Consider the following 15,274-nt stretch of genomic DNA (forward strand, 5'->3'; position numbering starts at 1 on the left):
CGACACGCACGCACCGTACCGCGATCCCGCGCCGCCCGCGCGCCGCTGCGCACGGATGGGTCTCGAAACCCCCACGAATACCGGCAATCGCATCCTTGCCCGCTGCCTGGCCATGCTGTCCTGCCTGGCACTCCCGGCCTTCGCCGCACCCACCGCTACCGCCACCACTACCCCCGACCTGCTGTTCCGCGTCTCCGCCGACCACGGCTTCGACGCCGACATCGCTCAGGGCGAGGCCACCCCCAACTTCCGCGACAAGGTCGCCCTCGTCCCCACCGGCGTGAAGGGCAATGCCATCGAATGGGCCGACGACGGCGTCCTCGCCTGGAACGCGCCCGGCAACCTCTACACCCAACGCGGCACGGTGTCCTTCTTCTGGCGCGCGCGCTATGCGGTCGGCGAAGCGCCGTTCGTGATCTTCCGCGTCGGCTACGCCGACCACAGCAGCTGGGACATGGCCTGGCTGCGCATCGACTGGAACGGCCACGGCTTCGACGCCTTCGTCACCGACGCCAACCTGGCGCGCACCCGCGTGTCGTTCACCCTCGACAAGAACCCCGCCGCTAACGCCTGGACCCACCTCGCCTTCGCCTGGGACGAAACCCGCGGCGTGCGCCTGTACGTGGACGGCAAGGAAGCCGCGCGCGCCGACTGCGCGCAGGCCTGCGCCAACGGCGGCGCGCTCGACTTCGACGCCGCGCTCGACCAGCTCGGCCTGGCCGGGCGGGTGCTGGCGCCGCACCAGGTGCAGAGCCGCTACCACTTCCTGCGCGGCAGCGACTTCGACGAGATCCGCGTCTACGACCGCATGCTCGACGCCGCCGGCGCCGCGGCCCTGGCGCGCCAGCAGGAACCGCGCAGCGCCGAACCGCTGCCCGACACCGCAGCGCGCAACGCCTGGCTGCACCGCTTCGGCTGGGACCACGGCCACGCACCGCCCGCGCTGGACGCACCGTCCACCCGCATCCGCAAGGTCGAGTTCACCGACGCCAAGGACCTCAAGCAGTGGATGTGGAAGGCCACCGACGGCATCGCCGAGACCACCTGGCCCGGCGTCTACAACCGCTCGCGCCTGCCCGGCCGCAACGACTACTTCCAATTGCCGGACTGGAACGTCTACGTCGAAGGCGGCAAGGCGCTGGACTTGGCGCTACCGGACGAACCGTTCAACCGCATCGAACTGCGCGGCGCCGCATACGGCCAGGCCAGCTACGCCGCTGCCGGCGAAACGCCTGCGCCGCTGTTCCAGCGCAGCCAAGGCACCGTGCGCAGCGTCGACCAGTTCGAGCGCCGCCGCGGCGGCCACCTGCGCTTCACCAACACCGCGCAGGAAACCCCGATCCAGGAAATCTGGGCCTACGACGTCGGCGCGGGCGCGCCGCCGTCCGACCCCAGCGCCACGCTCAGCTACACCATACGCAGCGACATCGCGCCGGACTACGCCAACCTCGCCACATTGCGCGGCTACATCGCTGGCCGCTACCCGCCGGCCGAACGCAGCACCGTGGTCGCGCTGCCGAGCAAGGCACCGGCGCGCAAGCGCAGCGACGAAACATCCGCCGCGCCGCCATTGCCCATCGTGCACATCCTGATCCCCTCCAGCCTCGGCGACGCCCCGCCGGACCAAGCGCTGATGCGCAGCTGGTCCTACGGCTGGGAAAACATGCAAGACGGCCTGGACGGCATCGCCATCGACCTGCCGGCGCTGGACCTGCCGGCCACCCACGACGGCCTGATCCCGCTCAACCTCCGCATCAAGGACCCGATCTGGCCGGCGCGCGACATGCTCGACGTCTCGGTGTCGGTCAAGCCCGGCCAGGCGCGCACGCTGTGGCTGGACCTGCGCGACCGCATCCTCACCAACGACAGCCTGATGCTCAGCATCGCCTCCGCCGCACCCGGCTTCGATGCGCGCGCGCTGGACGGCGCGCAACTGCGCCTGCTGTTCAAGCCGCGCGACCAGGCCAAGGCCGAACACATCGCCGACCGCTTCAACCAGGTCAAGGACAACTGGGGCTTCCTGGTCGAGGAACACACCACCTCCAAGCGCCAGTTGCTGTACGCGCGCCTGGACGCCGACATCGGCGACCTGCTGCGCGTGGACCCGGATAACGCGCTCGCCCGCCAATACTGGAACGACATCAGCTACGGCAACCAGGGCGCGCTGCCGGTGGACCTGCCCACCCCGCCCAAGGGCGTGCCGGCCTGGGCGTTCTGGCAACTGGAAGACCTCAAGGCCACCCGCCGCTACATCCGCTGGTGGATCGACGAGCGGCAAGTGGCTTACGGCGATTTCGGCGGCGGCATCTCCGACGATTCCGACCTCACCCAGCAATGGCCGGGCGTGGCCCTGATGGGCGTGGACCCGGACAAGCTCAACGCCTCGCTCACCGCGCTGTCCGACGCCAACTACCGCAACGGCATGTTCACCGACGGCCTGTCCACCATCGAGACCGACGAACTGCATGCCTACGAAGAAGGCATCAACCTCAACAGCGCCATGCTCTACCTCAACTGGGGCGACCCGCTCACCGTCGAGCGCCTGATGCGCACGGTGAAGGCCTTCGACCGCATCATCCAGGTCAACCCGCAAGGCCACCTGCTGTTCGCCAGCAACTGGTTCGGCGGGCGCAAGGTCTACCGCGAGCCGAACTGGCAGTGGCAGAAACCCTATTCGTTCCCGGTACTGCACCCGGCCCTGCTCCTCGGCGGCTACAACGCCGACCCCAACAGCCGCCGCATCGTCACCGGCCTGGCCGACGGCTACCTCGCCTACGCCTACACCAATGCCAAGGGCCAATGGGCGCTGCCCAACGAGATCAACTGGACCACCGGCAACACCCGCGGCGGCGACCTGTTCGAAGGCAGCGGCGGCGCCGACACCCTGCACACCTTCTGGGCCGCCTGGCGCTGGACCGGCGAAGCGCGCTACCTCAAGCCCATCGACTACCGCGTCGCCAACGCCGGCCCGGCGGGCCTGTCGCTGCTCAACGAAAACGTCCTCGACCTACTCGGCAAACGCGACAGCTGGGGCGCCGACCTGGCCGAGGCCGCCGCTAAACCCGACGCCGTCCCCGACTTCGCCCACCACGCCGCCTGGGAAGCCACGGGCGACACCGCCTGGCTGGCAACCCTGTACCGCGCCGAGACCCGCGACAAACTGCAGAGCTTCTACATGAACACCGAAGGCCACTGGTGGAGCGACCGCGTCGAATCGCCCACCGTGCACCTGCAGCGCGCCCGCCTGGGCGGCGTGGCCCTCAAGCGCAACCAGACTTATCCCGGCCACACCGTCAGCTGGCGCTTCGCCGACCCCGAAGGCGCAATGCAGATCGCCCTGCTGCTGCCCAAACCGCGCCAGGACCGCTTCACCGTCATCGGCTACAACACCAGCGGCAAGCTGCAGCGGGCGCAGATGACCGGCTGGAACGTGGCCGCCGGGCAGTGGCGCATGCGTGCGGGCGTCGATCGCGATGGCGATGGGCGCATCGACGGTAAGGCCGCCACGCGCGAATTTGCGTTCGAGAAGAGCGGAGCGGTGGACGTGGAATTCCCGGCTGGCAAGACGGTGGTGATGGAGTTCGAACTCATCGCCCCTGCCGCGGTGCCGGTCGAGCAGCGGCCGGATTTAGGGATTGGGCGTGGCGATGTGCGAGTGAGTGCGGATGCTATCGAGGTGACTGTGCATAGCCTCGGCCATGCGGATGCGCCTGCGGGATACGTGGTGCTGGAAGACGCGCGTGGCCGGGAACTGGCGCGGGCGGCATTTCCTGCGTTGGAGGCGCCGCGGGATTTGGAGCCGAAGATCGCGACCGTGCGGTTGTCGGTGCCTGCTGGTCGTAACGGCAAGGGTGCGCGGGTGCGGGTTGTTACCGTTGGGGATGTGGCGGAATTGACGCAGCGCAATAACGCGATGGAGTTGCCCTGAATAAGTAGGGCATGAGCAGCAATGATTCATTGGATAATGAGGCGTTGTCGCAATGAAATCGGTTACCGCTCAGCATCTGCATTTGTCTCCCCGCGCCGCGTTCCTTCGTGCTAAAACGGGGTCGTCTATCAGGGAGGAGGGACTCCCCTCGGACATTGATGAATTGTTGCGCCTGCTTGGGGTAAGTAGCGCACAACCTCAGTACGCGTAGAAAAGCTGGAACTCGACATTTTCTCAGGGGGGAAATCGATGTTAACCAAAGTTTCAATCATCACGGCGCTGGCCGGACTCGCCATGTTCCTGGCCGCCACATCGACCGCAAAGGGGCCAGAGGAAATATGCGTTTGAAATGGATATTTCCTCTGGCCCCTTTAGGACAGAAGAACTAAAGCCTGTCGCTGGAGGCGACAGCATCCCACCGATTGAACGGCAGAAATAAGTCTTCTCACGTGCTTGTACAGCTCAAATGTCGATTCCGTTGTGACTGAGTTTTGAGCCTAAAGGGAATTTCAAAATGCTTAAGTCCATCAAAATGCGTGATGTTGCAACGTTTCCCGACTCAGACTTACTGATCCCTCTCAGTAAGCGTGTTGCTTTGTTCTATGGCCACAACGGTTCTGGCAAGTCAACGATTGCAAGAGCGCTAAAAAAACAGGAAGGTGAATTCAGCAAGTGCTCGCTTTTGGATGATGGCGCGGGACCATATCAAATCCTTGTCTACAACGCGGATTACATCGATCAAACTTTCTATGGTGACAACGCATTCCCTGGAATTTTTACCTTGGGTGAAGAAAACAAGGAGGCTAATGAAGCGATAGATAAAGCTCGTAAGTTAATCAACGAGCATGTCACACGAAAAGTCACTGTGACGACGATGAGGCAAAATCACGACAGTCAAAAGAATAGCGATCATACGGCCGTAAAAAATGCGGTTTGGTCAATCAAAGAGACATATGAAGATGGTGACCTTGATTTCTGTCTAGAAGGACTGAAGGGGGCAAAGGACAAGTTGTGGAACAAGCTTATTGCCTCACCTAAAGCCAATCAGTCGGTCGACCTCGTTGTTTTGGCATCAAGGGCCGCCGAGATCAATGGTGCGACTGGGCTTAAGAAAGCTTCGCTTCCAAAAGTTTCTAACTTCATCGCTTTCAACGAACATCTGTTGGCACAGCGGATTGTTGGAACAAGCGATAGTTATCTATCGGCATTGATTGAAAAGCTAGGAAACTCTGATTGGGTTAGGCAGGGCCAAGCATTCCTGCCTTTCAGTGAAAATGTATGTCCTTTCTGTCAGCAGGAATTGAAATCTGAATTCGAAGAGAACTTGAAAAATCTATTCGACAAGACGTATCAAGAAAGTATTCAAAAACTGGAGGAATTCGAAACCTCCTACACGGGCTTGGTGAATAATTACAAGAAAATTCTGTCGGGTTCTGAGTTTTCTGATGAGTACGTTCAGAGCGATGCAAACTTCATCAAGGCCAAGGCTGCGTTGGACAAGGCCCTTGACAGCAACCAGACTGTCATCGAAAAAAAAAGGAATAGCCCTGGTGAGGTCGTGGAGTTGAATAAGACGGAAGACTTTGTTGCTGAGGTGAATCAATGCATAGATGAGATTCAAATAAAAATAGACCAATACAATAAATTGATCATAAATAAGCCTGCGGCGCTGGGCCAGATCAAGGAGCAATTTTGGTCAGCAATGCGAGCTAACTATGACGATGCCATAAACGACTATGATGCAAAGACTAAGGCTAGTGATGGCAAGATAGGGGAGCTGGACAAGGAGTTATCTCACATTGCTAAGGCAGTGGCAGACCTAGAGACTAGTATCGAAGAGAATCAAGGAAAGATTACCAACATCGACCTTTCGGTTGCTGCCATCAATCGCTCCTTGAAGAGCATTGGTATTAATGAATTTAAACTTGTTCAGTCAACGGTGAAGCCCGGCTACTATGAGCTGAAGCGTGGAAATGGCAACGCTTCGCGTTACAAGTCGCTGAGTGAAGGGGAGAAGACGCTGATCGCACTCCTGTACTTTTTGGCGCTTTGTAACGGGGCCCATGATCAGACGACATCGGTGGGCGGCTTCAACTCCGATTCGCAACACCAACGGTTGTGAAGTGGCCCGGCGACCTGACTTGAGCGACTTCACCGCCAAGTGGAGTTGCCCATGTCATCCAGCCGCCTGGACCAGGCCGAACGATACCGTTTGCATGCGTTATATGAAACCGGGATGTCGATGCGGGCCATCGCCGATGCGTTGGAGCGCGCGCCCAGCACGATCAGCCGCGAACTGCGCCGCAATCAGCACGCTCGGCACTATCTGCCAGATCACGCACAGCGCATCAGCGAGCATCGGCGCACGCAGGCCAGCCGGCGTCCACGCATCGACGCTGAGCGCATCGCACAGATCGAGGTCCTGCTGAGCGAGGACTTCAGCCCGGAACAGATTGCCGGTCGCACCGGCCTGGCCAGTCACGAATGGATCTATCGGCACATCTACGCTGACCACAAGCGCGGTGGCCAGTTGTTCACGCATCTACGCAAGCGCCGCCGCAAGCGCCGTCGGCGGGGCGTGCGCGATGGCCGCGGACAGCTGACACATCGGCGCAGCTGGACACAGCGCCCCAGCGTGGTGGAGCAGCGAAGCCGCATCGGCGACTGGGAGCTGGATACCCTCCGGGCCTCACACGGAAAGGCCGTGGTGGTCAGCATGACCGAACGCCGCAGTCGCCTGCATCTGCTGGCTTACTCGCCTGACGGCACCGCCGAGAACGTGCGCAACGCCATCGTCCAGCGCCTGGGCGGCCTAGGCCACACGGTGCACACCCTCACCGCCGACAACGGCAAGGAATTCGCCGATCATCGGCTCATTGCCGCCTGCTTGCAGAGCGACTTCTATTTTGCAGATCCGTACTGCGCATGGCAGCGAGGCAGCAACGAAAATGCCAACGGATTGACGCGCCAGTACTTGCCACGACACATCGATTTCAGCACCATCACCGATGCGCACCTGCGATGGATCGAACAGCGACTCTACAATCGTCCGCGCAAGATACTCGGATTCAAAACGCCCCTCGAAGTCTTCTCCGAGGAGGTCCTCAACAGCGTTGCGAATCGGAGTTGAATCCGCCGTGGATAAAACTCGACGGATTCTCGTTCTTGATGACCCCATATCGAGCCTTTCGCATAACTATCTTTATGAGGTTTCGTCATTGATATGCCAGCGATTGATTGAACCAAATGAGTTCCGGCAGATCATCATCTTGACTCACAGTATGTTCTTCTTTCACGAGCTTTACAGGCATTTCAACCAAAAGCCCGATAAGAATTATGAATTTTTCAGGGTTGTCAAAGATAACTCATCAAAGGTATCAGCGATGAGTTTTGACGACATCAAAAATGACTATCAGTCGTACTGGTCTATCTTAAAAGATGCTCGTGACGGAAAGGTCTTGCCAGTCATTCTTCCTAACATCATGAGGAACATTCTTGAATATTACTATTCCTTTGTTCACAAATCCGACTCACTTCACAAAGAGCTAACAAAGCTTGAGAGTGAGGACGAGGCATTTAAACCTTTTTACCGTTACATAAATCGAGGATCTCACTCGGATGCAATTAATTTGACGGACATGGGGGCGATAGACGGAACAAAGTTCCTAGACAAGTTCAAAGATGTTTTTGTTAGGACTGGGTTTGTCGAACACTACGACGCGATGATGGTTTAATCACCGGAAAATTAGGGTCAAAGTGCACTTTTGTTAGCGCAATAAAGGGGTCGGAGGAAGTAAATTTGCTGACCAAAATTCTCCAAGATGAGATATAACATGCGCGCTGCGATCGTCTTTGCGACACTAATCACCTTGCTCGCCCCATCATTGGCATTCGCACATCCAGGCGGTCTGAACGCCGAAGGCTGCCACAACAACCGGAAGACCGGCGATTACCACTGCCACCGAGGTGGCGCTTCTGGCTCTCGGCAGAGCTTCTCTGCCCCATCCCATGCCAGTGGCAACACTCGGCCGTTTGCCAACTGCACCGAAGCTCGGGCCGCGGGTGCCGCGCCCGTCCGCCGTGGCGATCCAGGGTACGCTCCGAAGCTGGACCGCGATAACGATGGTGTTGGGTGCGAGTGATATCCAGAGGCTTGAGCACAACAGCCCGTCCAAGCTGAGGTCGCTTCGCTGTGTGGCCTAATTTGCAGGTCTGCTGTCAGCAGAGAAGAGATCTGCGATAGCAGCATCAAGTTCACGTTCAATCTTGCGATTTCGCCACGTCGATCAGTTGACATTCGAAACAACCAGTAGCAATCTACTCCCCAAGGAGCGTAGAAACTCCTCTAACAGCGGTACCCACCTCCGAAAAACCGGTGGGTTTTTTGTGCCTGTTTCTCAGGCGCAACCGACGCGATGCCTGCGTCGGGAGGGCGGCTAATACAACACCCTTCGGGGAAATACGCCCGCCGTCTGTTAGCGGTTTCTAACCTCCCGACATCCCGTCGCCGGCCGGCGGCGGGTTCCTGTCTCACAAGGAGGCTTTGCCATGCGTCAACCGTCATCCCGTCCCGCCCCTGCGCGCAAGCATGCCACGCGCAAGGCTACTTGCTGCCCGAACTGGACCATCGTCGAGTCCGAGCTCATCCCCATGCTGACGCCCGAGCAGATCGCCGCGGCCGACGCCGCCGAGCTTGCGCGCCAACAACGCCCCCCACGCCGCACGCGCCCGCCGCAGCGCTGCACCGTCGGCCGCATCCACCAGGCCGCCAGCGGCCAGACCGTGCCGGCGCTGCGCCTGTGCGGCCGCTGGATGGAGGAACTGGGCTTCGCCATCGGCCAGACCTTGCACGTGCGCGTGCGCGACGGCGAACTGGTGGTGAGCCTGGCCGCCGCCGATTGATCGGTCACCGTGCATAAAGGGAGTCCACGCGTGCGGCCATCTATGCCTGCCATGGGGTCGCACACGCCGGCTGTCTGGACAGGCCTCGCGGTATCGTGCCCGCGTATACGTCAGACCGCAGCGTGTTTGGCCTGGTGTTGACCACGTGGCCCTTCGCTTGCTAAAAGCCTCAGCGCAGGGGTGTATAGGAGATTGAAGATGAGGACCACTTCAAGATTTCTGTTATCTGCATTGTTGCATTTTTCTTTCGCACTTGTAGCCCAAGCGCAAGGTGTGCAGGCCGATAGCGTTGAAGCAAAGTCTTATGCAAAAAGCGCAATGATATCGGAGCAAGAAGCGGCAAAGCGGATTAACTTACAGCAAGGCTCTCAACAGCAAGTTGCCGGGCTAGTGGAGAAATATAGAGATAGGTTGGCTGGTGCATATTGGGAGGAAGAACCTGAGCTGAGGTTCGTGGTTCGGCTCAAAGGAAGCGAACCCGTCCCTGTTGCTAAAATATCGACAACGTTTGGCGACGTTCCTGTTGTCGTTAAAACAGGCGCCCCTAAAACTATTGAGGAGCTTTGGGCGATCATAACGGCGCATCAGCAAGAATTATACAAAAATATCCCCGGGCTACAAGGTATGTTTGTCGACGAGCGTACCGGCGATATTGTTCTTCATGTTTATACCAAGAGTAATGATAAAAGCTCTTACTCGGATGAGGCCGCGTCGCTACAGAAGATTCTTCAGACACCCGTGCGAATTGACTTCCTTGTAGGTCCAATGCGCCCCGCAGCATATCTGAGAGGAGGATCTATACTGCAAGGATCCAATGAAAATCTCTGCACGGGCGGATTTATGGTCAGGCATAGGGCAACTTCCAAAGTCGGAATAGTGACCGCCGGGCATTGTCCTGACACCATGGTCTACTACAATTGGCAGCCATACGATAGCGGAGGCCAGATTACGGCAATATTGAAGAAAGAGGGTGAATTATGGGACGCCAAACACGATCTTCAGTGGCATAGCTTTCCTGCAGTGGGATACTCCGCTCTCGGAGAGATATATGGTTCCGGCACTAGCGAAAGCTCTGGTCTATCCATTCTGTTTGCGGGTGCGCAGAGTGTAGGAGGGCGCATATGCCATCGCGGCGTCAACACAGGAAACTTCTGCGGTGTGGTGTCAAGCACGCGATATAGTTTCCCACCTAAAGCATGCAACGGCAAAAATTGTGATGCAGCCTCGTTCGCGGTTGCTGTAGGTGATAACTTAGCATGCTTTGGCAGTGATAGCGGAGGGCCAATGTATTCTGGTAACACCGCATATGGCATTGTGACAGCCGCGGCTTATGCCGGCGCCAATCCAGGCCAATGCGGCGCCTTGGCTTTCATGCCCATTGGAAAAATTGCGGACGCTGGATTGTCACTCTACTGATGGCGCGCAACTGAAAAGTCGCGGATATTTCCCGCCGCCGGTCGGCGGCGGGTTTTTCCACCGTCATCCCGCCCTGACCTGGCGCGCAAGCGTTCAAAACCTAAAGCAAGTTGCTGCCCGAACTGGACCATCGTCGCATGGAAACAACTATGACCAATAAGTCCAGGCCAGGTGCCTTCTACATGTTCATATCGGACATGGAGAGCAACAGGCCGCCCTGCGGGGTGAGGTTCGACAACCTCCGCCAGCTGCGGTCGCCACCCCGAGTCATCCTGCGTCCAGAAGAAGGCGGCTTTCCTTCTATGCTCGAACAACCGCAGATGACCTATGACCCCAGCGCAGGTCCCGAGCCTCGTGATTTGGAGCCAGGGTTCGGCGGTTATTGGTTGGTGTCCGAGCGATTCCATGACGTCATGTGCTCGGTTGATCCCGGCGCATTTGCGTTCACCGAGGTGGATTACCGCTTGGCTGATGGCATCAAGGGTCCGCGACACTTCCTGTGTGACGTTGTTCGAGAACTGGATGCCTTGGACGAAGAGTCATCACGGCTGAAGATCAAGGTCGATGACGAGTATGTGCGTGGGAAATTCTATTCCTTGGGCGGGGGAGCCAGCCTTGCCTTCCGGCGTGAGGTGCTGGGGGAGTCGCACGTATTCCGGTTGCCGTTCAATCCGTCGGTGTTCTGCGATCGGGAGTTCAAGGGTGCGATTCACGATGCCGGGATACCTGACGACTCAGAAGCCAGCGGGATCTCTTTCATCGATGCGGCGGATATCTGAACTCAGCGCAAGAGGATCTACCACATGCCGGGCCAGCAGGACTACGAGCGCATGAGTATCAACAAGGCACACGGCGAGCGCATGTTCTGTAGCCCTGATGAGGCCATGTGGTCAGGGTGGGAGCCGCCACAGCGCTGAGCCCTTTGCGCGCAGCGGAAGGAGCGGCACAAGGGCGAGGCATGTGTCCACTTTGTCTGCCCGAGCAGGCGGTGATAGCGCTAGACTCCGGTCACAGCAATCGAAGGACATGAGCCTATGGACGGGATGCAACGCATGGATACCAAGATGACCAATCAGCCTAAAAAGGGAGCGTTCTTCCAACTGCAGCCGGACGCTCGGCGTGGAGGAAAAGGTCACGGGGTGGCCTTTGAAAACGAGAAAGTTCTGCGAACGCCGCCGCGTCTCATCTTGAAGCCAAAGGAAGGCGGATTCCCGCCATTGCGCGAAACCCCACGCTTGGTTTACCACCCAAGTGAAGGCATGCTGCCTCAAGACCTGGAGGGTGGCTTCAGCGGCTATTGGTTGGTTTCCGAACGGCTACGCCGTGTGATGGAGTCAGTGGATGCGGACGCCTTCGCCTTCGCTGACGTTGACTATCGCTTGGCCGATGGCTCCAAGGGCCCGACCGTCTTCCTGTGCGATATCGTCCGCACATTGGATGCCTTGGACGAAGAGGCCTCCCAGCTCAACATCGAGATCAGTGACGATTTCGAAGCTGGGAAATACTACGACCTCACCGGCGACATCCGGCTGGCCTTCAGGCGGGACGTTCTGGGTTCGGCACATGTTTTCAGGTTGTCTTTCCATGGCGGCGTCTTCTGCGATAGAGCGTTCAAGGAGGCTGTTGAGGCAGCGGGCATTGTCACACCGAGCGAGTCCAATGGGCTTTGGTTCTACGACACGGTGAACTGCTGATTCAAGCGCCAAGGCCACAGGGAATGGATGCTGAGAAATGCCTAATTATCCGACGCTTTTCCAAGACCATCACAACATCGAACAGCAGACGCTGAAGAACAGCGAGTTGTTGGCAAAGTTGCAAGAGGTTGGGAAGTTTCATATCCATGCCTCTGAAAACCGTTTGTTTCTGCCGGCTAGTCCTCAGCTTGCTGACGCGCTTGGGGTGACGCCACACAGTGGCGGCCCTTTAGCGGAATACCAGAAGGGCATGCTTGAACGGTTGAATCGCATCCAATCGACGCGAGACGGTCAAGCTGCTTTGATAGGCGACCCTGATGCAATCGACAGGGTGACCAAGCGCGTAGAACAGTTGCGAGACACGGTCAAGGTCGGGCTGATCAACGGGGACTTGAACACCAACACTCCAGTAGGGGAACTCCCGGCACAAACGACCCAGCGCGTCCGTCAGTTCTTTCGGGATGTCCCTGCCTACTACCAAAGCCATGTCCAACAAATCGAGGCCCTGAAGGACTTTACTGGGGTGGACCACGGCTGGGGGGCCGTCGCGCATTCCGAGTCGCGCATCGTTACCACGCTTAATCAAATCCAAGTCAGCAACACCGCCATCGTTCGGGGCGGTGACATCGAACTTCAGCGCAATGGCTTGTCGCTCGCCATCGCCAATGCCCATCACGATGGTCGCGTGATTTTGTCCGAGCAGGGCATCCTCAAGGTCGAGCAGACCCTGGGTGAGGAAGCCGCACGCAACCTTCGTGTGCCCCGCGGACAGCGTGGCGAAGTCGCCATGCAATTGTTGATGGGCGAGGCATCCGCCCGCGGCCTGACCCGTGCCGGCGGATTGCTGGCCACGGGCGCGGATGCTGTCATGACCGCGCGCACCGCCTCGGCGTTGATGGAGCAGGGCAACACCACGGCCGCGCAGTCGGAGGTCGATCATGCCATTGCACGCAATGCCGGCGGCTGGGCCGGCGGTGCGGCCACCGCGGCCGCGCTGGGCAGCAGCAGTGGGTTCGTGCCTTCGGCCCTGGTGGTGGGCGACGCCATCTTGATGAGCAAGGCCTTCGACAAGGCCGTTGACCTCAAAGAGAACCGCGACATCTTCCATCAGACCGATCGGGCCGGCGTGGACTGGCAGTTCAACGGGCGGGATTGGGAGCGCCAAGGCGCGTTCGACCGCGCGCCCGATGGACGCGACAGCCCCACACAGGCACCTGTGGAAGCCAGCTACATCAAATCTCAGGAATTGGGTGCCATGGCGAATGCCAAGGCCGCCGAGTTCGCGCTGGGCAAGGCGCCCCCGCCGCAGGATCCGTTCAACCTCCCGGCCCAGGCCGGCGACCGGACGGGCCTCGACAACCAGAACTGGCAGCGCAATCCGGCCACCGAGTCCTGGGAGCGCCAGGTCAAAACCGGTGTGTCGGGTGCCAACGACCACGGCGTCTACGAGCCGCAGACCGCCAGCCCGGAGCAGGCGCAGCGCCTGAACCAGGAAGCCCTGGCGCGTATCGAGAACAACATCGCCACCGGCCGTGAGGCCATCGCCCAGGCCTATCTGGAAAGCCATGCCGCGCAGCGCGGGCAGGACTACGGTGTGGGTGTGCCGGCTGCAGTGGAGAATGCGCAGGCCAGGCAGGATCGCGTGCAGGGACATGACGGTCAGCTCTACCAAGGCACGGCTGAGGGGCAGTGGGCGGGCAGGGACGGGATGGCGACGGGTAATCTGGCGGTGGAGTTGGAGCTGACCAAGCAGATGCGCCAGCCCTCGCTGCAGCGCGCCCAGGAAACCCTGGCGGCCATCGAAGCGCGTCCCGCGCCGACGGCCGCACAAATGGAACACAACGAACTTCTGCACCGCTATCGCGCCGCCGGCATCGACCTCAACGCCCAGGAAAACAACCTGCAGGCGGTGGAACGCGCCACCCAGCGCACGCAACAGGCCGCAGGCCTCACCGGCCCGACAATGCAGCAGCTGCAGCCGAACGAGCAGGGGCAATACGGCTACGACAGCGCAGTCGTTCACTACCAAGTCGGCCAAGACGGGGTGGCACACCAGGTTGCGGTGACCACTTCAGAAGAGTTGCGCCAAGCCAAGGCCGAGCTGGGCAAGCCGGCCATGGCTCACCTGCCGACGCTGGGCGCGGTATCGGTGACCGCGCCAGGGCGCAGCAAAGGCCAGGAAACCGAACCGGCTCAAGAAAAGGATGCGCCGGGCCCGGTGCTGGCCGACAACCCCGCGCATCCGGACCATTCCACCTACCAGACTATCCATTCTTGGGTCAGCGGAACGGGGAACTGGAACGAAGAGGAGAGCCGGAACGTCACCGCTGCGCTCTACAAGCAACAGGCCGAGGAGCGGGTGGACCGGGTGACCGGCGCGCTGGGCAAAGACGGGGCGGAGAACGTGCTCGCGGTCTACGCGCCGTTTGGCGACAAGCTGCCGTTCTTCCACGCCCGCGTCGATGGGCGGGAGGCGGCGCAGCAGCCGGCGGAGCAGAACCTGGTGCAGGCAGAGGTCATCAGGCAGGACCAGGTGCGCCAGCAGGCGCTGGAGCAAACCCAGCAACAGACCCAGCAACGCGAGCAAGGACCAAAGATGACGATGTAGTCATTGGTCGCGAGTTGGGCTGCTTATGCAGTCCGTCGTAGGCGATGCCTATTCAGATGCGCTGACGATGTTGGCAAGCCGTATCGACCATCAAACGCTGAGCATCGCATTTTTGCACTACCTGGCCCGCGCGCATGGTCTGCGGTCCTCACTGGTGGCAACCACGAAGATTGCGCCATGCACGCGCTTTTGCTAACTCAGTCCGCTGCAAATTATTGATTGATAAGAACTAAAGTCGGGGGGCTTCAGCCTCCGGCTCCTGTGTTTGGCCCCCTTGTTGCCGATGCACTGCGCCTCCTAGGCGTGCAAGGCATACCGCTTGCGCGTGTCCTTGCGCCGCTGGCGCCAGATCCGCTCGGTCCGCTCCAACCACCTGCAGCGATGGCCGGGCGCTGTCTTCCAGGGTCTCCCGCTTGCGTCCGATGTCCCGGATCACCCGGCCCAGCACGCTGCGTTGCCGACGCCGCACCCGCCGCATCCGCCTGAACTGGCGCGCGTGGCCGTAGCCGCCGGCCCGCCGGCTCAGTCGCGGCCCTTCGCGCTCGTATGCACGCCGTTGGCTGCCGCCGGATCGCTACGCCATAAAACAATGACAACGCAATGACAGTGCGCCTCGAAGTTCTGCTGGCAGCACACTATTTCGCGCCCCGCAAGACCGGCCGCACATGTTTGTTCACATTAGCTAAACCAGCCAGACATGTCGGCTGGTATCTCCCCTCTCCCCGG

General features: G+C 59.9%; 10 protein-coding genes. All 10 read left to right on the forward strand.

What is annotated here, in order from left to right:
• The first annotated feature begins 112 nt into the window (after positions 1-112).
• A complete protein-coding gene (locus KHF85_RS00205) occupies positions 113-3,928 on the forward strand; it encodes a LamG-like jellyroll fold domain-containing protein (protein WP_284569610.1) in 3,816 nt (1,271 codons plus the stop codon).
• Between the two features lie 514 nt (positions 3,929-4,442).
• Positions 4,443-6,050 carry an AAA family ATPase gene (locus KHF85_RS00210; RefSeq protein WP_284568055.1) on the forward strand — a complete coding sequence of 536 codons (1,608 nt, stop codon included), beginning with the start codon at positions 4,443-4,445 and terminating at the stop codon, positions 6,048-6,050.
• Positions 6,051-6,101: 51 nt separating this feature from the next.
• Positions 6,102-7,058, forward strand: a complete 957-nt coding sequence (locus KHF85_RS00215) for an IS30 family transposase (protein WP_009597007.1) — start codon at positions 6,102-6,104, stop codon at positions 7,056-7,058.
• Between the two features lie 7 nt (positions 7,059-7,065).
• Positions 7,066-7,662, forward strand: a complete 597-nt coding sequence (locus tag KHF85_RS00220; protein WP_284568056.1) for an AAA family ATPase — start codon at positions 7,066-7,068, stop codon at positions 7,660-7,662.
• 99 nt (positions 7,663-7,761) lie between these two features.
• Positions 7,762-8,070: an excalibur calcium-binding domain-containing protein gene (locus KHF85_RS20545; protein ID WP_409976632.1), complete on the forward strand. Its 309-nt coding sequence runs from the start codon at positions 7,762-7,764 to the stop codon at positions 8,068-8,070.
• A gap of 406 nt (positions 8,071-8,476) precedes the next feature.
• Positions 8,477-8,830 (forward strand): SymE family type I addiction module toxin, encoded by a 354-nt coding sequence (locus KHF85_RS00225; protein ID WP_284568057.1) that lies wholly within the window; start codon positions 8,477-8,479, stop codon positions 8,828-8,830.
• Positions 8,831-9,028: 198 nt separating this feature from the next.
• The gene (locus tag KHF85_RS00230; protein WP_284568058.1) at positions 9,029-10,246 is read left to right on the forward strand and encodes a S1 family peptidase; all 1,218 of its coding nucleotides are present in this window, start codon (positions 9,029-9,031) and stop codon (positions 10,244-10,246) included.
• Between the two features lie 137 nt (positions 10,247-10,383).
• Positions 10,384-11,025 carry a DUF1629 domain-containing protein gene (locus KHF85_RS00235; protein ID WP_284569611.1) on the forward strand — a complete coding sequence of 214 codons (642 nt, stop codon included), beginning with the start codon at positions 10,384-10,386 and terminating at the stop codon, positions 11,023-11,025.
• Between the two features lie 255 nt (positions 11,026-11,280).
• Entirely contained in the window at positions 11,281-11,940 is a 660-nt protein-coding gene (locus tag KHF85_RS00240) for a DUF1629 domain-containing protein (protein ID WP_284568059.1), read from the forward strand.
• Between the two features lie 37 nt (positions 11,941-11,977).
• Complete coding sequence (locus KHF85_RS00245) at positions 11,978-14,548, forward strand: XVIPCD domain-containing protein (RefSeq protein WP_284568060.1); 2,571 nt, start codon at positions 11,978-11,980, stop codon at positions 14,546-14,548.
• The last annotated feature ends 726 nt before the right edge of the window (positions 14,549-15,274 follow it).

It is taken from the genome of Xanthomonas graminis pv. graminis, assembly GCF_030168915.1.
Lineage (GTDB): Bacteria > Pseudomonadota > Gammaproteobacteria > Xanthomonadales > Xanthomonadaceae > Xanthomonas_A > Xanthomonas_A translucens.

What these genes read in the sequence shown, in the direction of transcription:
- KHF85_RS00205 (WP_284569610.1), top strand. Translation starts at nt 113, where the DNA reads ATGCTGTCCTGCCTGGCACTCCCGGCCTTCGCCGCACCCACCGCTACC.
- KHF85_RS00210 (WP_284568055.1), top strand. Translation starts at nt 4,443, where the DNA reads ATGCTTAAGTCCATCAAAATGCGTGATGTTGCAACGTTTCCCGACTCA.
- KHF85_RS00215 (WP_009597007.1), top strand. Translation starts at nt 6,102, where the DNA reads ATGTCATCCAGCCGCCTGGACCAGGCCGAACGATACCGTTTGCATGCG.
- KHF85_RS20545 (WP_409976632.1), top strand. Translation starts at nt 7,762, where the DNA reads ATGCGCGCTGCGATCGTCTTTGCGACACTAATCACCTTGCTCGCCCCA.
- KHF85_RS00225 (WP_284568057.1), top strand. Translation starts at nt 8,477, where the DNA reads ATGCGTCAACCGTCATCCCGTCCCGCCCCTGCGCGCAAGCATGCCACG.
- KHF85_RS00230 (WP_284568058.1), top strand. Translation starts at nt 9,029, where the DNA reads ATGAGGACCACTTCAAGATTTCTGTTATCTGCATTGTTGCATTTTTCT.
- KHF85_RS00235 (WP_284569611.1), top strand. Translation starts at nt 10,384, where the DNA reads ATGGAAACAACTATGACCAATAAGTCCAGGCCAGGTGCCTTCTACATG.
- KHF85_RS00240 (WP_284568059.1), top strand. Translation starts at nt 11,281, where the DNA reads ATGGACGGGATGCAACGCATGGATACCAAGATGACCAATCAGCCTAAA.
- KHF85_RS00245 (WP_284568060.1), top strand. Translation starts at nt 11,978, where the DNA reads ATGCCTAATTATCCGACGCTTTTCCAAGACCATCACAACATCGAACAG.